Here is a 23,544-nt window from a genome sequence, read left to right as displayed (position 1 = left end):
AAAGTTTCCATTTGTGAGTGAGACAACGCATGACGGAGCTGTCGCGGTGAGCGATCGTCCGTCCCCCGATGACGGGCTCTCCGCGGCCGACGTGGCCGCCAAGTACGGGCTCGCGGTCAGCGGTGCCCGGCCCGGGCTCGCCGAGTACGTGCGTCAGCTGTGGGGGCGACGGCACTTCATCCTCGCCTTCTCGCAGGCGAAGCTCACCGCCCAGTACAGCCAGGCCAAGCTCGGCCAGCTGTGGCAGGTGGCGACGCCGCTGCTGAACGCGGCCGTGTACTACTTCATCTTCGGCGTGATCCTCAAGGCCAGCCGAGGCATGTCCCACGACACCTACATCCCGTTCCTGGTGACCGGTGTCTTCGTCTTCACCTTCACGCAGAGCTCGATCATGGCGGGCGTCCGCGCGATCTCGGGCAACCTCGGGCTGGTGCGCGCGCTGCACTTCCCACGCGCCTCGCTGCCCATCTCCTTCGCGCTCCAGCAGCTCCAGCAACTGCTCTTCTCGATGCTCGTGCTGTTTGTCGTGGTGATCGGCTTCGGCGGCGTCCCGGGTCTGTCCTGGCTGCTGATCGTCCCGGTGCTGGTGCTGCAGTTCCTCTTCAACACCGGCCTCGCGCTGATCGTCGCGCGCATGGGCGCCAAGACGCCGGACCTCGCCCAGCTGATGCCGTTCATCGTGCGCACCTGGATGTACACCTCGGGCGTCATGTTCTCCATCAGCAACATGCTGGTCGGGCGGCCGGAGTGGTTCATCCGCGCGCTCCAGGTGAACCCGGCCGCGATCTACATGGACCTGATGCGCTTCGCTCTCATCGACGGCTACGGCGCCTCCAACCTGCCGCCCCATGTGTGGGCCATCGCCGCCTTCTGGGCCGTGGTCGTCGCCGGCGGCGGGTTCGTGTACTTCTGGAAGGCGGAAGAGAGGTACGGCCGTGGCTGAGCAGACATCCCACATCCCGACCGTCATCGCGGACGAGCTGCACATCGTCTACCGCGTGAACGGCGCCAAGACCGGAAAGGGCAGCGCCACCTCCGCCCTCAGCCGCATCATCAAGCGCGGCGAGGAGCGGGGCGTGCGCAAGGTGCACGCCGTCAGGGGCGTCTCCTTCACGGCCTACCGCGGCGAGGCCATCGGCCTGATCGGCTCCAACGGCTCCGGTAAGTCCACGCTCCTGCGGGCCATCGCCGGACTGCTGCCCGCCGAGAAGGGCAAGGTCTACACCGACGGTCAGCCCTCGCTGCTCGGCGTGAACGCGGCCCTGATGAACGACCTCACGGGCGAACGGAACGTCATATTGGGCGGCCTCGCGATGGGCATGTCCCGCGAGCAGATCAGGGAGCGCTACCAGGAGATCGTCGACTTCTCGGGCATCAACGAGAAGGGCGACTTCATCACCCTCCCGATGCGGACGTACTCTTCCGGGATGGCGGCGCGGCTGCGGTTCTCCATCGCGGCCGCCAAGGACCACGACGTGTTGATGATCGACGAGGCCCTGGCCACCGGAGACCGCTCCTTCCAGAAGCGCTCGGAGGCCCGCATCCGCGAGCTGCGCAAGAGCGCGGGCACGGTGTTTCTGGTCAGCCACAACAACAAGTCGATCCGCGACACCTGCGACCGCGTGCTCTGGCTGGAGCGCGGTGAGCTGCGGATGGACGGTCCGACCGAAGAGGTCCTCAAGGAGTACGAGAAGTTCACGGGCAAGTAGCCCGCAACGCCCAGGGCCCCGCCGCAACGATTCGGCGGGGCCCTGCGTCTGCAAAGGAAACGCCAACTCCTGCTGGCCTTAGGAATCTTGACACCAATCGGTGTGTTGTTGTGATGTGCAGGACACCCCGACGAACCTCGCTGCGTTGTACAACGTAAGCTGTACCGGTGCTGAATCGCGGCAAGTGGGGCGATACCGCGCGACATCCGGCACCGGCGCGCCGCGCGGAATCCCGGGCGGCGTGTCCGAAATGGGCACTATTGGGTCGGCAGTGTAGAACGGGAGATGTGACGGCAATGGCTACGGAAACTCTCCAGCTCCGCGACGCGTGTGCCGTCCCCGCGCCGGGCGGCGAGCGGTGACCCAAGCCGGTACGGCGCGCACTGGTGAGACGGAGCGCGGAACGCTCGACAAGGCCGCGGGCGAGAACTTCCCGGTGGCTCCCTTCTTCCTGCCCCGGGCCTGGCGCGACGACCTGATGGCCGTCTACGGCTTCGCGCGCCTCGTCGACGACATCGGCGACGGCGACCTCGCCCCGGGCGGCGCGGACGCCAGGCTGCTCGGCGTGTCGCCCGAAGAGGCCGAGGACCGCCTCGTACTCCTGGACGCTTTCGAGGCCGATCTGCACCGAGTGTTCGACTCGACGCCGGGGCATCCGCTGCTGCGGCGCCTGCAGCCCACGGTCCGCCGCGCGGGCCTCACCCCCGAACCCTTCCTCGGCCTGATCGCGGCCAACCGCCAGGACCAGCTGATCAAGCGCTACGAGACCTACGACGATCTCGTGGCCTACTGCGAGCTGTCCGCCAACCCCGTCGGCCGCCTGGTGCTGTCCGTCACCGGCACCTCGACGCCCGAGCGGATCCGCCGCTCGGACGCGGTGTGCACGGCGCTGCAGATCGTCGAGCACCTCCAGGACGTCGCCGAGGATCTCGGCCGCGACCGCGTCTACCTGCCGGCCGAGGACATGAAGCGCTTCCATGTCCAGGAGACGGATCTCGCCACGGCCACAGCGGGCGCATCGGTGCGCGCGCTGGTTGCCTACGAATCAGAACGCGCGCTCCACCTCCTGAATGAAGGCACCCCCCTCGTGGGTAGCGTCCACGGCAGGTTGAAGCTGCTGCTCGCGGGGTTCGTGGCAGGGGGAAGGGCGGCGATCCGTGCGATCACCGCCGCCGAATACGACGTACTTCCCGGCCCGCCCAAGCCCGGCAAGCTCCAGTTGCTGCGCGAGGTGGGAGTGACTCTGCGAGGAAAGGGGTGATCCGGACCGTGGAGTCGGAACAACACGTGTCCGCACCGGTACTCGCCGCTTACAGCTACTGCGAGGCAGTGACCGGTCAGCAGGCCCGTAATTTCGCCTATGGCATCAGACTTCTCCCGACGCCCAAGCGTCGCGCGATGTCGGCGCTCTACGCGTTCTCGCGCCGTGTCGACGACATCGGCGACGGCACGCTGGCACCGGCTGTGAAGGCGGCGCGGCTCGAGGACACCCGGGCGCTGCTCGCCCGGGTCCGCGAGGGCGGGGTCGACGAGGACGACACCGACCCGGTCGCGGTCGCCCTCAGCCACACCGCCGCGTACTTCCCGGTGCCGCTGGGCGGCCTCGATGAACTCATCGACGGCGTCCTGATGGACGTACACGGTGAGACGTACGAGACCTGGGACGACCTGAAGGTGTACTGCCGGTGCGTGGCCGGGGCGATCGGGCGGCTCTCGCTCGGCGTGTTCGGTACGGAACCGGGGGCGCGTGGCGCCGAGCGCGCGCCGGAGTATGCGGACACGCTCGGGCTCGCGCTTCAGCTCACCAACATCCTGCGGGACGTACTGGAGGACGCCGCCGGCGGGCGCACCTATCTGCCCGCGGACGACCTCGCGAAGTTCGGCTGCTCGGCCGGGTTCAACGGCCCGACTCCACCCGAGGGCTCCGACTTCGCGGGCCTCGTCCACTTCGAAGTGCGACGGGCCCGCACTCTTTTCGCCGAGGGCTACCGACTGCTGCCCATGCTCGACCGGCGCAGCGGCGCCTGTGTCGCGGCCATGGCCGGCATCTACCGGCGGCTCCTCGACCGCATCGAGCGCGAGCCGGAGGCCGTGCTGCGCGGCCGCGTCTCGTTGCCGGGGCGTGAGAAGGCGTACGTCGCCGTGCGCGGCCTCTCCGGTCTGGACGCCCGGCATGTCGCCCGGCGCACTGTCAGGAGGCGCACCTGATGGACAATATGGGCCAAGGTGATTCCACCGGCGAAAAGCGGCACGCAACCCTCCGGGACCGGGCGGCGTCCCTGACTGCGATGGCCTGCCGTGCACCGTTCAATCACCGCGGCACGGCCGCTGGGGAGGGTGCACGATGAGCGAGGAGACGCAGCCCGCGCAGACCGCGGGCAGCCCGGAAGGGGCCGACGCCGTAGTGGTCGGCGGCGGGCTGGCCGGAATCACGGCCGCGCTTGCACTGGCGGACGCCGGGGTGCGGGTCACCCTGCTCGAAGGCCGACCGCGGCTCGGCGGGCTCGCCTTCTCCTTCCAGCGCGGCGAGCTCACCGTGGACAACGGACAGCATGTGTATCTGCGCTGCTGCACCGCATACCGCTGGTTCCTCGACCGCGTCGACGGGGCCTCGCTCGCGCCACTGCAGGATCGTCTCGACGTGCCCGTTCTCGACGCCGAGGCGAAACCCGGGCGGCGCCTCGGCAGAATCGGCCGCAGCGCGCTGCCCGTTCCCCTGCATCTCGCGCGCAGCCTGGCGACGTATCAGCATCTGTCGCTCGCGGAGCGCGCCAAGGTCGGACGTGCCGCACTGGCGCTCAAAGCGCTCGATCTCGACGATCCAGCCCTCGACGACCAGAACTTCGGCCAATGGCTCGCCGAACACGGTCAGTCGGAGCGTGCCGTCGAGGCGCTGTGGGACCTGGTGGGGGTCGCCACCCTCAACGCGGTGGCCGGCGATTCCTCGCTCGGGCTCGCCGCGATGGTGTTCAAGACCGGTCTGCTGTCCGACCCGGGCGCGGCCGACATCGGCTGGGCACGCGTCCCGCTGGGCGAACTGCATGACACGCTGGCCCGCAAGGCGCTCGACTCCGCGGGCGTGCGTACCGAAGTCCGTACACGCGTCACCTCCATCTCCCTTAACGAGAACGGGCGTTGGAGCGTTCAGGTTCCCGGTGAAACGCTGGACGCCGACACCGTCGTCCTCGCCGTACCCCAGCGCGAGGCCCACGAGCTGCTGCCCGAGGGAGCGCTCGACGCCCCCGAGCGGCTCCTGGAGATCGGCACCGCGCCGATCCTCAACGTCCATGTCGTCTACGACCGGAAGGTGCTGGCGCGACCGTTCTTCGCGGCGCTCGGCTCCCCGGTGCAGTGGGTCTTCGACCGCACCGACGCGTCCGGACTGCGCGAAGGGCAGTACCTCGCCCTCTCGCAGTCGGCCGCCCAGGACGAGATCGACGAGCCCGTCGCCGTGCTGCGCGAGCGCTATCTGCCGGAGCTGGAGCGGCTGCTGCCCGCCGCGCGCGGCGCGCAGGTGAAGGACTTCTTCGTGACCAGGGAGCGCACGGCGACGTTCGCCCCCACCCCAGGCGTCGGGCGGCTGCGGCCCGGCGCTCGCACCAGAGCCCCCGGCCTGTATCTGGCCGGCGCGTGGACCGCCACAGGGTGGCCCGCGACCATGGAGAGTGCGGTCCGCAGCGGTGTCGGTGCGGCGCGAGCCGCACTGAGCGCCCTGGGTCGGCCCCGCGACCACCTCCTCGCGTTCGAGGAGGCGGCCTGATGCTCGACGAGCGCGCGGCGGACCCCCGCACCCCCGGTACCGCAACAAGAGGAGAGACTGTGCCCACTGTGCCCCCGGCCGACAAGGCTGCCGACGCGGTGGACGTGACCGCGCTCCTGGAGCGCGGCCGGACCCTGGCCACACCGGTGCTGAAGGCGGCCGTCGACCGCCTGGCGTCGCCCATGGACACCGTCGCCGCCTACCACTTCGGCTGGATCGACGCCCAGGGCAACCCCGCGGACGGCGACGGCGGCAAGGCCGTGCGCCCCGCGCTGGCCGTGCTCTCCGCGCAGGTCGCGGGTGCCGCCCCCGAGGTCGGCGTCCCCGGTGCGGTCGCGGTCGAGCTGGTGCACAACTTCTCCCTGCTGCACGACGACCTGATGGACGGCGACGAGCAGCGCCGCCACCGCGACACCGTCTGGAAGGTGCACGGTCCCGCCCAGGCGATCCTCGTCGGCGACGCCCTGTTCGCGCTGGGCAACGAGATCCTCCTCGAACTCGGCACCGTCGAGGCCGGCCGCGCCACCCGCAGGCTGACCACCGCCACCCGCGCCCTCATCGACGGCCAGGCCCAGGACATCTCCTACGAGCACCGCGACCGCGTCAGCGTCGAGGAGTGCCTGGAGATGGAGGGCAACAAGACGGGCGCCCTGCTCGCCTGCGCCTGCTCCATCGGCGCGGTCCTCGGCGGCGCGGACGACCGCACCGCCGACACGCTGGAGAAGTACGGCTACCACCTCGGCCTGGCCTTCCAGGCCGTCGACGACCTCCTCGGCATCTGGGGCGACCCGGAGGCCACCGGCAAGCAGACCTGGAGCGACCTGCGCCAGCGCAAGAAGTCCCTGCCGGTCGTGGCCGCGCTCGCCGCGGGCGGGCCCGCCTCCGAGCGGCTCGGGGAACTGCTCGCCGAGGACGCCAAGGCCAGCGACTTCGAGAACTTCTCCGAGGAGGAGTTCGCCGCGCGCGCCGCGCTCATCGAGGAGGCGGGCGGCCGCGAGTGGACCGCCCAGGAGGCACGCCGCCAGCACACCATCGCCATCGAGGCCCTGAACGCCGTCGACATGCCCGACCAGGTGCGGGCCCAGCTCGTGGCGCTCGCCGACTTCGTCGTCGTACGGAAGAGATGATCACTATCGGTCGAATAAACCTCGCGTAGTCGCCGGCCGGTGCCGCGGGACAACGACGCACCGGCCGACGGCGGACCCAGCAGAGACGTACCACTGCACGAAGGGGAAGCCATGACAGCGACGACCGACGGAAGCACCGGGGCTCTGCCGCCCCGGGCTGCCGCGGCCAGCGAAATCCAGGATCAGACGACTCCCGTGGCGGCCGGGACAGTCGAGACCCGAGACGTCGCCACGCACGCCATACAGCGCGCCACCGATTTCCTGCTCTCGCGGCAGGACGCGGAGGGCTGGTGGAAGGGCGACCTCGAGACGAACGTCACGATGGACGCCGAGGATCTGCTCCTCCGTCAGTTCCTGGGAATCCGCGACGAGACGACCACACGCGCCGCCGGACTGTTCATCCGCGGCGAGCAGCGCGAGGACGGCACCTGGGCCACCTTCTACGGCGGCCCCGGCGAACTCTCCGCCACCATCGAGGCGTACGTCGCCCTGCGACTGGCCGGGGACGGCCCGGACGAGCCGCACATGGCGAGGGCGGCCGCCTGGATCCGCGAGCGGGGCGGCATCGCCTCGGCCCGTGTCTTCACCCGGATCTGGCTCGCCCTGTTCGGCTGGTGGAAGTGGGACGACCTGCCCGAACTCCCGCCGGAACTCATCTACTTCCCGAAGTGGATGCCGCTCAACATCTACGACTTCGGCTGCTGGGCGCGGCAGACGATCGTGCCGCTGACCGTCGTCTCGGCGAAGCGCCCGGTGCGGCCCGCGCCGTTCCCGCTCGACGAGCTGCACGTCGACGCCCGGGACCCCAACCCGGTCAAACCCCTCGCCCCCGCGGCGAGTTGGGACGGGGTCTTCCAGCGTCTGGACAAGGTCCTGCACCAGTACCGCAAGGTCGCGCCGCGCAGGCTGCGCCGGTCCGCGATGAACGCGGCGGCACGCTGGATCATCGAACGGCAGGAGAACGACGGCTGCTGGGGCGGCATCCAGCCGCCCGCGGTGTACTCGGTCATCGCGCTGCACCTGCTCGGCTACGACCTCCAACACCCCGTGATGCGCGAGGGGCTGGCGTCACTGGACCGGTTCGCCGTCTGGCGCGAGGACGGCGCCCGGATGATCGAGGCCTGCCAGTCGCCCGTCTGGGACACCTGCCTCGCCACCATCGCGCTCGCCGACGCGGGCCTGCCCGCCGACCATCCACAGCTGGTGAAGGCCGCGGACTGGATGCTCGGCGAGGAGATCGTGCGGCCCGGGGACTGGGCGGTGAAGCGGCCCCACCTTCCGCCCGGGGGTTGGGCCTTCGAGTTCCACAACGACAACTACCCCGACATCGACGACACCGCCGAGGTCGCCCTCGCGCTGCGCCGCGTCCGCCACCACGACCCGGAGCGAGTCGAGCACGCCATCGGGCGCGGGGTGCGCTGGAACCTCGGTATGCAGTCCAAGGACGGCGGTTGGGGCGCCTTCGACGTCGACAACACCAGTGCCTTCCCCAACCGGCTCCCGTTCTGCGACTTCGGGGAGGTCATCGACCCGCCGTCCGCCGACGTCACCGCCCATGTGGTGGAGATGCTCGCGGTCGAGGGGCTCTCGCACGACCCGCGCACCCGCCGGGGCATCGAGTGGCTGCTCGCCCACCAGGAGCCGGACGGCTCGTGGTTCGGCCGCTGGGGCGTCAACTACGTCTACGGAACGGGCTCGGTGGTCCCGGCGCTCATGGCCGCCGGACTGCCCGCCTCCCACCCGGCGATCCGCCGGGCCGTCGCCTGGCTGGAGACCGTCCAGAACGACGACGGCGGCTGGGGCGAGGACCTGCGCTCCTACCACGAGGTCGCCGAGTGGAGCGGACGCGGCGCCTCGACCGCCTCCCAGACCGGCTGGGCACTGCTCGCCCTGCTGGCCGCGGGGGAGCGGGAGTCCAAGGCGGTGGAGCGCGGGATCGCCTGGCTCGCGGAGACCCAGCTGGCGGACGGCTCCTGGGACGAGCCGTACTTCACCGGCACCGGGTTCCCGTGGGACTTCTCGATCAACTACCACCTCTACCGGCAGGTCTTCCCGCTCACCGCGCTCGGCCGCTATGTCCACGGAGAGCCGAGTTTCGTCCATGGCGAGTCGTTCGCCGAGGTCAAGGGGGGTTGATGAGCACGAAGCCCGATCGGGCCCCGCTGCTGATCGCCTGCGCGCTCGGCATCGAGCACCTCGCCCTGCGCATCGGCGACCGTACCGGGGCCGACGGGCCCGTCACCGTCCTGCGCACCGGCATGGGTCCCAAGGCCGCCGAGCGCTCGCTCACCCGGATCCTCGCCGACCCGGCGCTGAGCCAGGCCGCCGTCCTGGCCACGGGTTTCTGCGCGGGGCTCGCCCCGGGCATGCACCCCGGTGACCTCGTGGTCGCCGAGGAGACCCGGGACCCGCGCGGCAGCACCCCGTGCGTGGGCACCGAACTGCTCGTCAAGGAACTCGTGCGTACCGTGCCCGGGCGCACCGTCCACACCGGGCCGCTCACCGGCTCCGACCACGTCGTGCGCGGTCACGAACGGTCGGATCTGTTCGCGACCGGCTCGATCGCGGTCGACATGGAATCCGCGGCCACGCTCCACAGCGCCGTGCGAGCGGGCGCGCGCCCGGTTGCGGCCGTGCGGGTGGTCGTGGACGCTCCTGAACATGAGCTCGTCCGAATCGGCACAGTGCACGGTGGAATATCAGCTTTCCGTGTTCTTCGTGCCGTTCTTCCCGCTTTCTTTGAATGGCACCGTTCTTTGTTGCTCCCTCGGAGGTGAGCCAGATGGCTATGCCGCTTCGGCAGTCCATGAAGGTCGCTGCGTACCTGTTTGAACAGAAGCTCAGGAAGCGGGACAAATTCGCGCTGCTGGTCGAGTTGGAACCCCTCTTCGCCTGCAATCTCAAGTGCGAGGGCTGCGGCAAGATCCAGCACCCGGCGGGGGTGCTCAAGCAGCGCATGCCGGTGGCCCAGGCCGTGGGAGCGGTCCTCGAATCCGGCGCGCCGATGGTGTCCATCGCCGGCGGCGAGCCGCTGATGCACCCGCAGATCGACGAGATCGTGCGGCAGTTGGTGGCCAAGAAGAAATTCGTCTTCCTGTGCACGAACGCGCTGTTGATGCGCAAGAAGATGGACAAGTTCAAGCCCTCGCCGTATTTCGCCTGGGCCGTGCACATCGACGGGCTGCGCGAGCGGCACGACGAGTCGGTGGCCAAGGAGGGCACCTTCGACGAGGCGGTCGCGGCCATCAAGGAGGCCAAGCGGCGCGGCTTCCGGGTCACCACCAACTCGACCTTCTTCAACACCGACACCCCGCAGACCGTCATCGAGGTCCTCAACTTCCTCAATGACGACCTGAAGGTGGACGAGATGATGCTCTCGCCCGCCTACGCCTACGAGAAGGCGCCCGACCAGGAGCACTTCCTCGGCGTCCAGCAGACCCGGGAGCTGTTCAAGAAGGCCTTCTCGGGCGGCAACCGGCGCCGCTGGCGGCTCAACCAGAGCCCGCTCTTCCTGGACTTCCTGGAAGGCAAGGTCGACTTCCCGTGCACCGCGTGGGCGATCCCCAGCTACTCGCTCTTCGGCTGGCAGCGGCCCTGCTACCTGATGAGCGACGGGTACGTGCAGACGTACCGGCAGCTCCTGGAGGAGACCGACTGGGACTCCTACGGGCGCGGCAAGGACGAGCGGTGCGCGAACTGCATGGCGCACTGCGGCTACGAGCCGACCGCCGTCCTCGCCACCATGGGCTCCCTCAAGGAGTCGCTGCGCGCCGCCCGCGAGACCTTCACGGAAAGCCGCGGGTGACGACATGACCGCCGTTTCCTTGGGCCTCCCCGAGGTGCCGGTCCGACCGATCGCCGAGCGACGTGTGTCGCGGCGGATCCAGGTCGGAGCGGTGGCGGTCGGGGGCGGAGCACCCGTTTCGGTGCAGTCGATGACGACGACGCGTACGTCGGACATCGGTGCCACCCTGCAGCAGATCGCCGAACTCACCGCGTCCGGCTGCCAGATCGTCCGCGTCGCCTGCCCCACGCAGGACGACGCGGACGCCCTCGCGACCATCGCCCGCAAGTCCCAGATCCCGGTGATCGCGGACATCCACTTCCAGCCCAAGTACGTGTTCGCCGCCATCGACGCGGGCTGTGCGGCGGTGCGGGTGAACCCGGGCAACATCAAGCAGTTCGACGACAAGGTCCGCGAGATCGCGCGGGCCGCCTCGGACGCCGGGACCCCGATCCGGATCGGGGTCAACGCCGGGTCGCTCGACCGGAGGCTGCTGCAGAAGTACGGCAAGGCGACGCCGGAGGCGCTGGTCGAGTCGGCGTTGTGGGAGGCGTCCCTCTTCGAGGAGCACGGGTTCCGGGACATCAAGATCTCGGTGAAGCACAACGACCCGGTGGTGATGGTCAACGCCTACCGGCAGCTCGCCGCCCAGTGCGACTACCCGCTGCACCTCGGCGTGACGGAGGCCGGCCCGGCCTTCCAGGGCACGATCAAGTCCGCCGTCGCCTTCGGGGCGCTGCTCAGCGAGGGCATCGGGGACACCATCCGGGTCTCCCTCAGCGCCCCGCCCGCCGAGGAGGTCAAGGTCGGCCTCCAGATCCTGGAGTCGCTGAACCTGAAGCAGCGCCGCCTGGAGATCGTCTCGTGTCCGTCCTGCGGGCGCGCCCAGGTCGACGTCTACAAGCTGGCCGACGAGGTCACGGCCGGTCTGGAGGGGATGGAGGTCCCGTTGCGCGTCGCGGTCATGGGCTGTGTCGTCAACGGCCCCGGCGAGGCGCGGGAGGCGGACCTGGGGGTCGCCTCCGGCAACGGCAAGGGGCAGATCTTCGTCAAGGGCGAGGTCATCAAGACCGTGCCCGAGTCGAAGATCGTCGAGACCCTCATCGAGGAAGCGATGAAGATCGCCGAGCAGATGGAGAAGGACGGCGTCGCCTCCGGCGAACCCGCCGTCACCGTGAGCTGATCAGCACGGACCGAGAGGGGGCCCGAGCGTGACGATTCTGGAGAGCATCCGGGGACCACGCGACCTGAAGGCGCTGTCCGAGGCGGACGTCGGTGTACTGGCGGATGAGATCAGGGAGTTCTTGGTGCACGCGGTCGCCAGGACCGGCGGTCACCTCGGGCCCAATCTGGGGGTGGTGGAACTCTCCATCGCGCTCCACCGGGTCTTCGAGTCACCCGTCGACCGCATCCTGTGGGACACCGGCCACCAGAGTTACGTACACAAGCTGCTGACCGGACGCCAGGACTTCTCCAAGCTGCGGGGAAAGGGCGGCCTGTCCGGCTATCCCTCGCGCGAGGAGTCCGAGCACGACATCATCGAGAACAGCCACGCCTCCACGGCGCTCGGCTGGGCGGACGGGCTCGCCAAGGCCCGTCAGGTGCAGGGCGAGAAGGGCCATGTCGTCGCGGTCATCGGCGACGGCGCGCTGACCGGCGGCATGGCGTGGGAGGCGCTCAACAACATCGCCGCCGCCAAGGACCGCCCGCTGATCATCGTCGTCAACGACAACGAACGCTCGTACGCGCCGACCATAGGTGGCCTCGCCAACCATCTCGCGACCCTGCGGACGACCGACGGTTACGAGAAGGTCCTCGCCTGGGGCAAGGACGTACTGCTGCGCACGCCCGTCGTCGGACACACGATCTACGAGTCGCTGCACGGCGCGAAGAAGGGGTTCAAGGACGCCTTCGCACCGCAGGGCATGTTCGAGGACCTGGGGCTCAAGTACGTCGGGCCGATCGACGGGCACGACGTCGGGGCCATGGAGTCCGCGCTGCGCCGCGCGAAACGTTTCCACGGGCCGGTGCTGGTGCACTGCCTGACCGAGAAGGGGCGCGGTTACGAGCCCGCGCTCGCCCACGAAGAGGACCACTTCCACACGGTCGGTGTGATGGACCCGCTGACGTGCGAGCCGCTGGCGCCCTCGGGCGGGCCGTCCTGGACCTCGGTGTTCGGCGACGAGATCGTCCGGATCGGTGAGGAACGGGACGACGTCGTGGCGATCACGGCGGCCATGCTGCATCCGGTGGGGCTCGGGAAGTTCGCCGAACGGTTCCCCGACCGGGTGTGGGACGTCGGGATCGCCGAACAGCACGCCACGGTGTCGGCGGCCGGGCTCGCCACCGGCGGTCTGCACCCCGTCGTCGCCGTCTACGCCACGTTCCTCAACCGGGCCTTCGACCAGCTCCTCATGGACGTCGCCCTGCACCGCTGCGGAGTGACCTTCGTGCTGGACCGGGCGGGGGTCACCGGCGTCGACGGTGCCTCGCACAACGGCATGTGGGACATGTCGGTCCTCCAGGTCGTGCCGGGCCTCAGGATCGCCGCGCCGCGCGACGCCGACCAGTTGCGGGCCCAGCTGCGGGAGGCGGTCGCCGTCGACGACGCGCCGACGCTGATCCGCTTCCCGAAGGAGTCGGTGGGCCCCGAGATCGAGGCGGTCGACCATCTGGGCGGACTCGACGTCCTGCACCGCTCCGACGACACCCCGCAGGTCCTCCTGGTCGCCGTCGGCGTCATGGCGCCGGTCTGCCTCCAGGCAGCCGAGCTGCTGGAGGCCCGTGGGGTCGGCTGCACGGTCGTCGACCCGCGCTGGGTCAAACCCGTCGACCCGGCGCTGCCCGGCCTCGCCGCCGAGCACCGGCTCGTCGCGGTCGTCGAGGACAACAGCCGGGCGGCCGGCGTCGGTGCGGCGGTCGCGCTGGCGCTCGGGGACGCCGAGGTCGACGTGCCCGTACGGCGCTTCGGCATCCCGGAGCAGTTCCTCGCGCACGCCAAGCGCGGGGAGGTGCTGGCCGACATAGGTCTCACGCCCGTCGAGATCGCCGGGCGGATCAGCGCCGGTCTGGCCGTCAAGGACGCGCTGTCGAAGGACGTGCCGTTCGAGGATGAGTTGTCCAAGGAGAAACAGGAATGACCGACCCTGTGGAGAAGGGGGAGTTCGACCTCGGCGCGCTCCTCGCCGAGCGCGGAGCCGAGCGCTACGAGCTGCACACCAAGTACCTGAACCACCAGCTTCCGCGCATGCTGCACACCATCGGCTTCGACAAGGTGTACGAGAAGGCCGAGGGGGCGCACTTCTGGGACGCGGACGGCAACGACTACCTGGACATGCTCGCCGGGTTCGGGGTGATGGGCCTGGGCCGCCACCACCCCGTCGTCCGCAAGGCGCTGCACGACGTCCTGGACGCCTCGCTCGCCGACCTCACCCGCTTCGACTGCCAGCCCCTGCCGGGGCTCCTCGCGGAGAGGCTGCTCACCCACAGTCCGCACCTGGACCGGGTGTTCTTCGGCAACAGCGGTACCGAGGCGGTGGAGACCGCGCTCAAGTTCGCCCGGTACGCCACCGGGAGGCCGAGGATCCTCTACTGCTCCCACGCCTTCCACGGGCTGACCACCGGCTCGCTGTCCGTGAACGGCGAGGACGGCTTCCGCGACGGCTTCGCCCCGCTGCTGCCCGACACCGCCGTTCCGCTCGGCGATCTCGACGCTCTGGCCCGGGAACTGAAGAAGGGCGATGTCGCCGGGCTGATCGTCGAGCCCATCCAGGGCAAGGGCGTGCACGAGGCCCCGCCCGGATATCTGCGTGCCGCGCAGGAGCTGCTGCACCGGCACAAGGCGCTGCTCATCGCGGACGAGGTGCAGACGGGCCTCGGGCGGACCGGGGACTTCTACGCCTACCAGCACGAGGAGGGTGTCGAACCGGACCTGGTGTGCGTGGCGAAGGCGCTGTCCGGCGGCTATGTGCCGGTCGGCGCGACACTCGGCAAGGACTGGATCTTCAAGAAGGTCTACTCGTCCATGGACCGGGTCCTCGTCCACTCGGCGAGCTTCGGCTCGAACGCGCAGGCCATGGCGGCGGGCCTCGCCGTGCTCTCCGTGATGGAGAACGAACAGATCGTGGCGAACGCCCGGGCCACGGGAGAACAACTCAGGTCCCGGCTCACGGCACTCATCGACAAGTACGAACTGCTGAGCGACGTACGCGGCCGGGGCCTGATGATCGGCATCGAGTTCGGGCGGCCCAGGTCGCTCAAGCTGCGCAGCCGATGGACCATGCTGCAGGCCGCGCGCAAGGGCCTGTTCGCGCAGATGGTCGTCGTCCCCCTGCTTCAGCGGCACCGGATCCTCACCCAGGTCTCCGGCGACCACCTGGAGGTGATCAAGCTGATCCCGCCGCTGATCATCGGTGAGGCCGACGTGGACCGGTTCCTGGAGGCCTTCACCGCGGTGATGGACGACGCGCACAGCGGCGGCGGCCTGATGTGGGACTTCGGAAAGACACTGGTCAAGCAGGCGGTGGCCAACCGCTAGGGCCTGTCCGGCGGACAGGCCCTAGACCGCCCTGGACCCACGGCACGAAGGGGCGGGGCGGGCTCGGAGCACGGGCCCGCCCTCGTCGTGGCCGAGGGATTTTGCCTCTGTGGCAAGAAATTTGCCCGAGAGGCAAGGATGCGGCTCAATGGAGTACATGAGCCCTGTCGAGCCGGGGGCGGCCGCCACGCCGCCCGAGTCCGCAGCAGCCGAAGCGCTGCCCGCCGTCGCACCGCAACTGCGTGCGCTGCGCCGCCGCGCCTCGCTCACCCTGGAGGCCGCGGCCCGCGCCGCGGGTCTCTCGGCCGCCCACCTCTCCCGACTGGAGACGGGGCAGCGCCAGCCCTCGCTGCCGATGCTGCTCGCACTCGCTCGCATCTACGGTACGACGGTCTCGGAACTGCTGGGCGAGACGGTCGCCGAACGGGACGCGATCGTCCGGGCCGCCGACATGGAGCCGACGCAGGCGGGCGGCTGGACCTACTGGCAGTCCGGTGCCCCGGGCCGCGGGATGCAGGCCCTTCGGGTGCACGTCCCGTACGGCTCCCAGGGCGACATCGTGCGCGTCCACCCCGGCGAGGAGTGGCTCTACGTCCTCCAGGGGCGGCTGCGGCTGCGCCTCGGGGACACGACCCAGGTGCTCGCGCCCGGGGACAGCGCGCACTTCGACTCGCTGACCCCGCACCGCATCGCGGCCGCCGATCAGTCGGGGGCCGAACTCCTCTTCGTACACACCCTGCTGCAGAGCCCCACCGCCGCGCTGTGCCTCGGCCCGGCGGCAGGGCACCCGACGACCGGAGAGCTGTCATGACGGAATCCACGCGATCCACCGAATCCACGGAGCCCACCGAGTCCACGGAGCCCACCGAATCCGGTGCACCCGCCACTGCGCGGCGCATGGTCGAGAAGTTCCCCCGCGCCCTGTGGGTACGCCTCATCATCTACATCGCGGTCGGCCACCTCTTCGCGGCCTTCATCTTTCTGCTGTTCGAACTGGGCGCGAAGCACCAGTAGCCCAGGGGTCCGTCCCCCAGGGTCCGTCCCCCGGGAATCAGTCCAGCAGGCGCTCGCGCAGCCGCTCCCGCTGCTCGGGTGTGACCCCCAGCCCCTGCTCCAGGTAGGCGTCGACGCCGCCCCAGGTCTCCTCGATCGTCTCGAAGGCCGCGGTCAGATACTCGGCGCGGGCGTCGAACAGGGGGCTCAGCAGCTCCATGACCTCGGGGGAGCGGGCCTCTTCCGAGGAGCCGTTGCGACGCACCTTGTAGCGACGGTGCGTCGCGTTCGACTCCAGGTAGTCGGCCACGATCGCGTCGCGCTCGACATCGAGGGCGAGGAGCGTCACGGCTATGGAAAGGCCCGCGCGGTCCTTGCCGGCCGCGCAGTGCATCAGCGCGGGCACGCTGTCCTCGGCCAGGGCGTGCAGCACGTGCGCGTGCTCGGCCGTGCGGTCCCTGACGATCGTGCGGTAGGAATTGATCATCCGGTTCACGGCCTTGCCGTCGCCGAGGTGTCCGCGCAACTGGTCGACGTCGCCGTCGCGGACCATCTTCCAGAACTCGCTGCCGTCGGCAGGGTCGGTGAGCGGAAGGTTCACGTTCCGTACACCCGGCAGCTCGACGTCAGGCCCCTCCAGCTTCTGGTCCGCGGCATTGCGGAAGTCGAAGATCGTGTGCAGCCCGAGCGAGGAGAGGAACGCCGCGTCCTCCTCCGTGGCGTGCGCGAGATGGCCACTGCGGAACAGCCGTCCGTGGCGCACCCGCCGGCCGTCCACGGTGGGCAGGCCGCCCACGTCTCGGAAGTTGCGCACTCCGGCCAGCTCCGGCTCGGTCGACGGGACCTGCTGCGTCACGGGGGCTCCTCCCATTGGACCGTCGGCGCTGCTCGGCGCCGCTCGCCGACGGGAATCGCGGTTTCGACGATACGACATGGGTTCCTCAGGCAATGAAGTTGTCCACAGCCGTTGCCTCCCGGGTGAGACACCGTTGAGGATGTTGGTGATTGAGTGCGGCTGTTTGAATCTGTGAGGGTTTGATGATCGAAATCGGCGGAGATGGTCGTACGTGGCTTCTTTCGGGCCCCACGAGCGGCTACGCCCTACGGCTGACCGACCTCGACGAACTGCTCCATCTCCACTGGGGGCCACGGATCACCCTCGCCGACGCCGAGTCACTGGCCGCCCTGCCCGGCCCGCCGTACCGGCCCTTCGAGTCCCGGCTCGACGGGCGCGAGGAGTATCCCGTCGAGGGCGGCCCCCGCTTCGTACGCCCGGCGCTGTCCGTCCGGACACAGGAGCGGCGCGGCACCGAATGGCGCTTCGAGGCGTACGAGGCGGACGGCGACGAACTGCGGCTGCGTTTCGAGGACGACGGGCTCGGCATCACCCTCCACTACCGGATGCGCGGCGACGTCGTCGAGCGCTGGGTGACCCTGGCCAACGCGGGACGCTCCCTGGAGCTGCTGCGCGCGGACTCCGCGACCTGGACCCTGCCCGAGCGCGACGGCTGGCGCCTCTCCCAGCTGCACGGACGGTGGGCGGCCGAGTTCCGGCTCGCGCGCTCCCCCCTCACCTACGGTGAGAAGGTCATCGGCAGCCGCCGTGGGCACACCGGGCACCAGCACCTGCCATGGGTCGCGCTCGACAGCGGGGCGGGTGAGGAGAGCGGCGAGGTCTACGGGTGCGCGCTCGGCTGGTCGGGCTCGTGGCGGATCTGCGTGGCCGAACTCCCCGACGCGCGTGTGCAGATCTCCGGCGGCGCCGGGTACGACGACTCCGGGCTGTTGCGCCTGGAGCCGGGGGAGTCGTTCACCACCCCCGTCTTCGCGGGGCTGTGGAGCGACGGCGGCTTCGGTGCGGCGAGCCGGACGTGGCACGCGTACCAGCGGTCGTACGTGATCCCGGACGCGGAGCAGGACCGGCCGGTGCTGTTCAACTCCTGGGAGGCCACCCACTTCGACATCTCCGAGGAGCGGCAGCGGGAGCTGGCCCGGCGCGCCGCGGCGATGGGCGTCGAGCTGTTCGTCGTCGACGACGGCTGGTTCGGGGCGCGGACGAGCGACCGTGCCGGGCTCGGTGACTGGACCCCCAACCCGGACCGCTTCCCGCAGGGGTTGAAGCCGCTCGCCGACGACGTGCACGCGCTCGGCATGCAGTTCGGGATCTGGGTCGAGCCGGAGATGGTCAATCCGGACAGCGAGCTGTACCGCGCACACCCCGACTGGGTGCAGTTCCAGCCGGGGCGGACCAGGACGGAGTTCCGCAACCAGCTCGTACTCAACCTCGCCCGCCCGGACGTACAGGAGTACCTGTGGGAGCAGCTCGACAGTCTGCTCTCGAGCGCCCCGATCGACTATGTGAAGTGGGACTTCAACCGCTGCTTCACGGACGCCGGTTGGCCCGGTGAGCCGTACCCGCAGAAGCTGTGGGTCGAGCACGTGGAGGCTCTGTACGGGCTCCTGGACCGGCTGCGGGCCGAGCACCCGGGGGTCGCCTTCGAGTCCTGCTCGGGCGGTGGCGGCCGGATCGACCTCGGCGTCATGGCGCGTACGGACCAGGTGTGGACCTCCGACAACACCGACCCGCTCGACCGGCTCGCCATCCAGCACGGCTTCAGCCAGATTCACCCGGCCCGGATCATGGCCGCCTGGGTCACGGACAGTCCGAACGCGCAGCTCAATCATCGGATCAGCTCGCTGCGCTTCCGGTTCGTGAGCGCCATGGCCGGGGTGCTCGGGGTCGGCGGTGACCTGGCCGACTGGAGCGAGGCGGAGCTCGTCGAGGCGCGGGAGTGGGTGGACCTCTACAAGGAGATCCGGCCGGTCGTGCAGCGCGGCGACCTCTACCGGCTGCGGCCTCCGGAGGGCGGGCTGAGTGCGGTGCAGTACGTCCGTGGCGACGAGACCGTCGTCCTCGCGCTGCTCCAGGCCCAGCACCACGGCGAGCCGGTCGCCCCGCTCCGGCTGCGTGGGCTCGATCCGAGCGCCGCGTACCAATGCCGCGTAACGGGCGAAGTGCACCGGGGTGCGGTGCTGCTGCATCACGGATTGCGGACGGGGCTGCGCGGGGACTTCGATGCGACAGTTATCCGACTACGTCGCATGTGAGTCTTTTGTCCGGTATTAGCACCTTCGTTCCAACTGACCCTGGAATGAAGTGCCGTGGTGTGGCGTGCGTGAGCAGCGTCATATTCGTGACGATGCGTTGCGGGCCCGCTTTCTCAATCCGCCCGAATTTCCGGGCGGATTGGAGGGCGGGCGAGATCGTTTTCCACGGAGGGTGACCGGAATTCCGGCATGGATCAAGAAAGGCACGCGCACAGAAAAGCCGCATGGTTGGCGATGTGCCCCCGTCTCGCTTACGTTCGCCCTCAATCCGGACGGACGCCCAATCCTGCCGCCGCCCGGTATCCGCACACTCACCCGTACCTGGCAGGAGCGGGGGACCCACAGGTACCGCGCCTGTTCCGGTCTCCGGAACGGCTAGGGGTATAGCCGCGCAGCCGCGTGGCCGGGCATCTCCAGCCCGCACCCGACAGCTCACCTCGCAGGCGCCGGAGAGGAATTCGTCATGCCCGCGAAGGGTAAGCACCGCCGTCCCAAGACCAAGCGTTTCACCCGCTCGATCGCCGTGGCCGGAACCGGCGGCGCCGCGCTCGCGCTGCCGCTGATGGGGGCCACCGGCGCCCACGCCGTGACGCCGAAGGCCGCGGTTTCGTCCACTCCCGAAAAGACCGCGACGATTTTCGGCGCGACGGTTTCCGAAAAGTCCGCGGCGGTTTCGGAAAAGACCACGACGATCTCCACGGTCTCGACGAAGACCTATTCGGTGAAGGCCGGCGACTGGCTCGCCAAGATCGCCGAGCGGCAGCACGTCAGCGGCGGCTGGCAGAAGCTCTACTCCGACAACCGCCAGGTCATCGGCGGCGACCCCTCGCTGATCCACCCGGGTCTGAAGCTCACGATCGGTGAGAAGGTCGCGTCGACCGCCGACAGCAAGCCTTCGGCCGAGCCGTCGGCGCAGCCGTCCACGCGGTCCTCCGCCAAGCCGTCCACGCGGTCGTCGGCGCAGCCGGGCGCCGGGTCGTCCAGCGCGGCAGCCGCGCCCAAGCCCCAGGCCGCGGCCCCCACCAATGACACCGGCTACGCCCTGCCGGTCACGGGCGCCACCATCGGCACCGGCTACAAGGTCGCCGGCAGCATGTGGTCCAGCGGCTACCACACCGGCGTGGACTTCGTGATCCCGACCGGCACCACCATCAAGGCCATCGCCGCGGGCACCGTCGTCTCGGCCGGCTGGGGCGGCGCCTACGGCAACCAGGTCGTCATCCAGCACGCCGACGGCCAGTACTCGCAGTACGCCCACATGTCCGTCCTCTCCGTCTCGGCGGGGCAGACCGTGACCGAGGGTCAGCAGATCGGCCTCTCCGGCGCGACCGGCAACGTCACCGGTCCGCACCTGCACTTCGAGATCCGCACCACCCCGAACTACGGCTCGGACGTGGACCCGGTCGCGTACCTGCGCTCGCACGGGGTCGCCGTCGGCTGACGCCCGCCGCACCTCTCACGTCTCCGAGGGCCGGACCTCCGCAATCGCGGGGGTCCGGCCCTCGGCGTTTTCCGCGCGTCCCAGCGTGGTCATTTCATGATCGGCACATTGCGGTCCTGTGGCACCGGTGCACGAGGTATCGACACCGGGCGCGTGTGGCTGCACAGTGATCTCCGCAAGCGCTTTCTACTCTTTCGGCGGCAGCACGGGGCCGTCGTCGTCACCGCAGGGAGCACGCGATCGCGTTCAACGTGTACAAGGACGGACGGCGGCTCGACCACACGCCGGTCACCTGCTCGACCGCATGCCGGGACGACCGCCGGGGTACCGGCACGTGCACCGTGCGCGCCGTCGTCAACGGCCATGAGCGGAAGCCGAGTTCGGTGGCGCTCGACTTCGCGAAGAGCTACGCCGAGATGCCGACGCCCGCCATCACCACCACCGCTCACACGGAAGGAACCTCATGACCACCCGCAGAGCCTTCGCGACCCTCGCCGCCGGTGCCGCCCTGGCCACGCTCGCCCCGGCCACCACCGCGAGCGCCTCGCCGCGCCAGCGTCGCGGCCGACTCATCGCCCGCGACGGCTTCCGCCGCGGCCTCGGCCAGTGGGCCACCGAACTGCAGGACGGCGGCACGGTCACCGCCTCGCGCGGCGTCCTGGAGATCGACGTACCGAGCGGCGCGACGGTCTGGTTCAAGAAGAGGCTCGAGGGGCCCTACGTCATCGAGTACACCGCCACACCCGTCTTTGCGGGCGGCGTCAACGACCGCGTCTCCGACCTCAACAACTTCTGGAACGCCGTCGACGTCCGCTCCCCTGACGACCTCTTCGCCACGCCGCGCGGCGGCGCCCTCGACGAATACGACTACCTGAAGACGTACTACGTCGGATACGGCGCCAACACCAACACGACCACGCGGCTGCGCCGGTACGTCGGACAGCCGGGCGTCCGCCCGCTCGTCTACGACTACACGGAGCCGCTGCTCACGGCCAACGAGCCCAACCGTGTGCGGATCGTCTCGGACGGCTCCACGGTCCGTTGGTGGAACAACGGACGGCTGGTCTTCGACTACAGCGACCCGCAGCCGTACACGAGCGGGCACTTCGCGTTCCGGACCACATGGAGCCACTTCCGGATCGAGGACTTCCAGGTGTGGCGGCTGTTCAACCACTTCTGACAGGGCCTTATTCCGGGTTCACCCACACTTTACGAGTGGCTTATCTCACCACCCGTCAACCCTTTCCTACGGTCGCGTAGCTCACATCGAAAGGTGAATGATGGGCCGACGTGGCAGACGATTCGAAGAGTGACAACAGATCAGTGATCGGGTCGTACGTGGCGGTGGGGGACAGCTTCACCGAAGGCGTCGGCGACCCCGGCCCCGACGGGGCCTTCGTCGGGTGGGCCGACCGGTTCGCGGTGCTCCTGGCGGACCGGCGGCCCGAGGGCGACTTCACCTACACCAACCTCGCCGTACGCGGAAAACTGCTCGACCAGATCGTCGAAGACCAGCTCCGGAGCGCCAAGGAACTCGCCCCCGACCTGGTCTCCTTCTGCGCGGGCGGCAACGACATCATCCGGCCCGGCACCGACCCCGACGAGGTCGCCGAGCGCTTCGAGCGCGCGGTCGCCGACCTCACCTCCGCCGTCGGCAGCGTCCTGGTGACGACCGGCTTCGACACCCGCACCGTCCCGGTGCTGAAGCATCTGCGCGGCAAGATCGCCACGTACAACGGGCACGTACGGGCCATCGCGGACCGGTACGGCTGTCCCGTCCTCGATCTGTGGTCCCTGAAGACGATCCAGGACCGCCGTGCCTGGGACGGCGACCGGCTGCACCTCTCGCCCGAGGGTCACACCCGGGTCGCGCTGCGCGCCGGACAGGTCCTCGGCCTCGAAGTGCCCGCCGACCCCGACCAGCCCTGGCCTCCGCTGCCGCCCCGCGGCACGCTCGAGGTCCGGCGCGACGACATCCATTGGGCGCGCGAGTACCTCGTCCCATGGATCGGGCGCCGGCTGCGTGGGGAGTCCTCCGGCGACCACGTGGCAGCCAAGGGCAGCCTCTCACCGGACGACATCAAGATGCGGATCGATTGGGTGGCCTGAACCACGGGCGTCCGACGCGCCGTTGGCCTGGACGGGGCGTCCCCCGTCACCGAGACCGCCTCGGCGGCGTGCCCGGGAGCCGCGGGCCGAACCGGCCGCCGCGCCTGTGGGCACCGCCGGGCGGCGGCGTGGTGCGGTGCGTGGCAGTGAGCCGGCGGCCGCCGAGGTGCCCGGCCCGGCGGTGGTCCGGCAGTCGCCGCGCCGACCCGCTCGGTGGGCGGTGGGGTGAGTGCGAGCCGAACCGTCCGGCTGCGTGCCCAGGCGTGCGCCTCAGCGCACGGCCGCCGCCAACGCCTCGCGTGCGAGCCCCAGTTCCCGGGCGAGCGCCTCGTCCACCCACTCCTGGGCGCGTGCCCGTGACACCGCACCCGTATAGGCGGTCATCTGCACGGCCAGCCCGTCGAGGAGCGCCGTCAGCCGCAGGGCGGCCCCCGTGGGATCCGGGCACTCGAACTCGCCGCCGGCCACTCCCTCCGCGATCACCTCGGTGATCGCGGCCTTCCACTGTCTGTCGAGACCACGGGTGACCTCCTGCAGCGCGGGTTCACGCAGCGCGGCCGCCCAGCCCTCGATCCACAGCCGCCAGCCCTTGGCCTGGCCGGTCGGCGCGTACCAGCGCACGGCGGCGCGCAGCCTGCGCAGCGCCGACGTACGACGGCCGAGGAGCTTGCGCAGACGGGCGAGGTCGTCCTCGGCCGCGTACGTGAACGCGGCGGCGACCAGCTTCTCCTTGGTCGAGAAGTGGTACAGCACCAACGCGTTGCTCACGCCGAGCGCCGAGGCCACGTCGGAGATCCGAACCGCCGCCACGCCCCGCGCCTCGATCTGCTCGATGGCGGCGCGCAGCAACTCCTCGCGCCGTTCCGCCACGCTCAACCGCACCCTTGCCACGCGGTAACCCTAATGCTCGCCGAGGTCGGTCGACGAACTGGTGGTCAAACAGGATGCGGGAGACGGATCTCAAAGGAGGGCCGAG

At 69.9% G+C, this 23,544-nt stretch carries 22 protein-coding genes and 1 riboswitch; of the genes, 20 read left to right on the top strand and 2 right to left on the bottom strand.

The window, feature by feature from the left end:
• Positions 1-13: 13 nt before the first annotated feature.
• The 15 genes from OG568_RS09930 to OG568_RS09865 all read left to right on the top strand — a co-directional run bounded on the left by OG568_RS09930 (position 14) and on the right by OG568_RS09865 (position 15,931).
• On the top strand, positions 14-943 hold the full coding sequence (locus OG568_RS09930) for an ABC transporter permease (RefSeq protein WP_329531159.1): 930 nt from the start codon (positions 14-16) through the stop codon (positions 941-943).
• Positions 936-1,709 (top strand): ABC transporter ATP-binding protein, encoded by a 774-nt coding sequence (locus tag OG568_RS09925; RefSeq protein ID WP_329531158.1) that lies wholly within the window; start codon positions 936-938, stop codon positions 1,707-1,709. The genes OG568_RS09930 and OG568_RS09925 overlap by 8 nt, the downstream gene beginning before the upstream one ends.
• A gap of 358 nt (positions 1,710-2,067) precedes the next feature.
• Positions 2,068-2,970: a squalene synthase HpnC gene (gene hpnC / locus OG568_RS09920; protein ID WP_329531157.1), complete on the top strand. Its 903-nt coding sequence runs from the start codon at positions 2,068-2,070 to the stop codon at positions 2,968-2,970.
• Entirely contained in the window at positions 2,967-3,917 is a 951-nt protein-coding gene (gene hpnD, locus OG568_RS09915) for a presqualene diphosphate synthase HpnD (protein WP_329531156.1), read from the top strand. Before hpnC ends, hpnD begins: the two co-directional genes overlap by 4 nt.
• Positions 3,917-4,057, top strand: coding sequence for a DUF6380 family protein (locus OG568_RS61405; RefSeq protein WP_443077600.1), 141 nt, complete (start codon positions 3,917-3,919; stop codon positions 4,055-4,057). The genes hpnD and OG568_RS61405 overlap by 1 nt, the downstream gene beginning before the upstream one ends.
• Entirely contained in the window at positions 4,054-5,469 is a 1,416-nt protein-coding gene (gene hpnE, locus OG568_RS09910; RefSeq protein WP_329531155.1) for a hydroxysqualene dehydroxylase HpnE, read from the top strand. The genes OG568_RS61405 and hpnE overlap by 4 nt, the downstream gene beginning before the upstream one ends.
• Positions 5,469-6,596: a polyprenyl synthetase family protein gene (locus OG568_RS09905; protein ID WP_266427477.1), complete on the top strand. Its 1,128-nt coding sequence runs from the start codon at positions 5,469-5,471 to the stop codon at positions 6,594-6,596. The genes hpnE and OG568_RS09905 overlap by 1 nt, the downstream gene beginning before the upstream one ends.
• A gap of 111 nt (positions 6,597-6,707) precedes the next feature.
• The gene (gene shc, locus OG568_RS09900) at positions 6,708-8,732 is read left to right on the top strand and encodes a squalene--hopene cyclase (protein WP_329531154.1); all 2,025 of its coding nucleotides are present in this window, start codon (positions 6,708-6,710) and stop codon (positions 8,730-8,732) included.
• Positions 8,732-9,373, top strand: coding sequence for a phosphorylase family protein (locus OG568_RS09895; protein ID WP_329531153.1), 642 nt, complete (start codon positions 8,732-8,734; stop codon positions 9,371-9,373). Before shc ends, OG568_RS09895 begins: the two co-directional genes overlap by 1 nt.
• A 5-nt stretch (positions 9,374-9,378) precedes the next feature.
• Complete coding sequence (hpnH, locus tag OG568_RS09890; RefSeq protein WP_266427467.1) at positions 9,379-10,401, top strand: adenosyl-hopene transferase HpnH; 1,023 nt, start codon at positions 9,379-9,381, stop codon at positions 10,399-10,401.
• Between the two features lie 4 nt (positions 10,402-10,405).
• Positions 10,406-11,563: a flavodoxin-dependent (E)-4-hydroxy-3-methylbut-2-enyl-diphosphate synthase gene (ispG, locus tag OG568_RS09885; RefSeq protein ID WP_054232726.1), complete on the top strand. Its 1,158-nt coding sequence runs from the start codon at positions 10,406-10,408 to the stop codon at positions 11,561-11,563.
• A gap of 28 nt (positions 11,564-11,591) precedes the next feature.
• Complete coding sequence (gene dxs, locus OG568_RS09880; protein WP_329531152.1) at positions 11,592-13,520, top strand: 1-deoxy-D-xylulose-5-phosphate synthase; 1,929 nt, start codon at positions 11,592-11,594, stop codon at positions 13,518-13,520.
• Positions 13,517-14,917 (top strand): aspartate aminotransferase family protein, encoded by a 1,401-nt coding sequence (locus tag OG568_RS09875; protein ID WP_329531151.1) that lies wholly within the window; start codon positions 13,517-13,519, stop codon positions 14,915-14,917. Before dxs ends, OG568_RS09875 begins: the two co-directional genes overlap by 4 nt.
• Positions 14,918-15,074: 157 nt before the next feature.
• A complete protein-coding gene (locus OG568_RS09870; protein ID WP_266431803.1) occupies positions 15,075-15,728 on the top strand; it encodes a helix-turn-helix domain-containing protein in 654 nt (217 codons plus the stop codon).
• An 86-nt stretch (positions 15,729-15,814) separates the two neighbouring features.
• Positions 15,815-15,931 carry a DUF6126 family protein gene (locus OG568_RS09865; protein ID WP_266431802.1) on the top strand — a complete coding sequence of 39 codons (117 nt, stop codon included), beginning with the start codon at positions 15,815-15,817 and terminating at the stop codon, positions 15,929-15,931.
• 37 nt (positions 15,932-15,968) lie between these two features.
• Here OG568_RS09865 and OG568_RS09860 read toward each other — a convergent pair whose 3' ends face one another.
• Positions 15,969-16,766 carry a tyrosine-protein phosphatase gene (locus OG568_RS09860; RefSeq protein ID WP_329531150.1) on the bottom strand — a complete coding sequence of 266 codons (798 nt, stop codon included), beginning with the start codon at positions 16,764-16,766 and terminating at the stop codon, positions 15,969-15,971.
• A gap of 182 nt (positions 16,767-16,948) precedes the next feature.
• Between OG568_RS09860 and OG568_RS09855 the strand changes: the two genes are divergently transcribed.
• The 5 genes from OG568_RS09855 (at position 16,949) to OG568_RS09835 (ending at position 22,568) form a co-directional block, all read left to right on the top strand.
• Positions 16,949-19,018, top strand: coding sequence for an alpha-galactosidase (locus tag OG568_RS09855; protein WP_329531149.1), 2,070 nt, complete (start codon positions 16,949-16,951; stop codon positions 19,016-19,018).
• Positions 19,019-19,320: 302 nt separating this feature from the next.
• A riboswitch (cyclic di-AMP (ydaO/yuaA leader) is annotated at positions 19,321-19,477 on the top strand.
• Between the two features lie 4 nt (positions 19,478-19,481).
• Positions 19,482-20,459, top strand: a complete 978-nt coding sequence (locus tag OG568_RS09850) for a M23 family metallopeptidase (RefSeq protein WP_329531148.1) — start codon at positions 19,482-19,484, stop codon at positions 20,457-20,459.
• 239 nt (positions 20,460-20,698) lie between these two features.
• Entirely contained in the window at positions 20,699-20,926 is a 228-nt protein-coding gene (locus OG568_RS09845) for a hypothetical protein (RefSeq protein ID WP_329536318.1), read from the top strand.
• Positions 20,923-21,639 carry a DUF6250 domain-containing protein gene (locus OG568_RS09840; protein ID WP_329531147.1) on the top strand — a complete coding sequence of 239 codons (717 nt, stop codon included), beginning with the start codon at positions 20,923-20,925 and terminating at the stop codon, positions 21,637-21,639. The genes OG568_RS09845 and OG568_RS09840 overlap by 4 nt, the downstream gene beginning before the upstream one ends.
• 143 nt (positions 21,640-21,782) lie before the next feature.
• Complete coding sequence (locus tag OG568_RS09835; protein ID WP_329536317.1) at positions 21,783-22,568, top strand: SGNH/GDSL hydrolase family protein; 786 nt, start codon at positions 21,783-21,785, stop codon at positions 22,566-22,568.
• A gap of 270 nt (positions 22,569-22,838) precedes the next feature.
• Here the strand turns inward: OG568_RS09835 and OG568_RS09830 are convergent, their stop codons facing one another.
• The gene (locus OG568_RS09830) at positions 22,839-23,459 is read right to left on the bottom strand and encodes a TetR/AcrR family transcriptional regulator (protein ID WP_329531146.1); all 621 of its coding nucleotides are present in this window, start codon (positions 23,457-23,459) and stop codon (positions 22,839-22,841) included.
• Positions 23,460-23,544 lie beyond the last annotated feature (85 nt).

Source organism: Streptomyces sp. NBC_01450, assembly GCF_036227505.1.
Taxonomy (GTDB): domain Bacteria; phylum Actinomycetota; class Actinomycetes; order Streptomycetales; family Streptomycetaceae; genus Streptomyces.
Note: the sequence above shows the minus strand (reverse complement) of the source record. Positions and strands in the feature narration are given on the sequence as shown.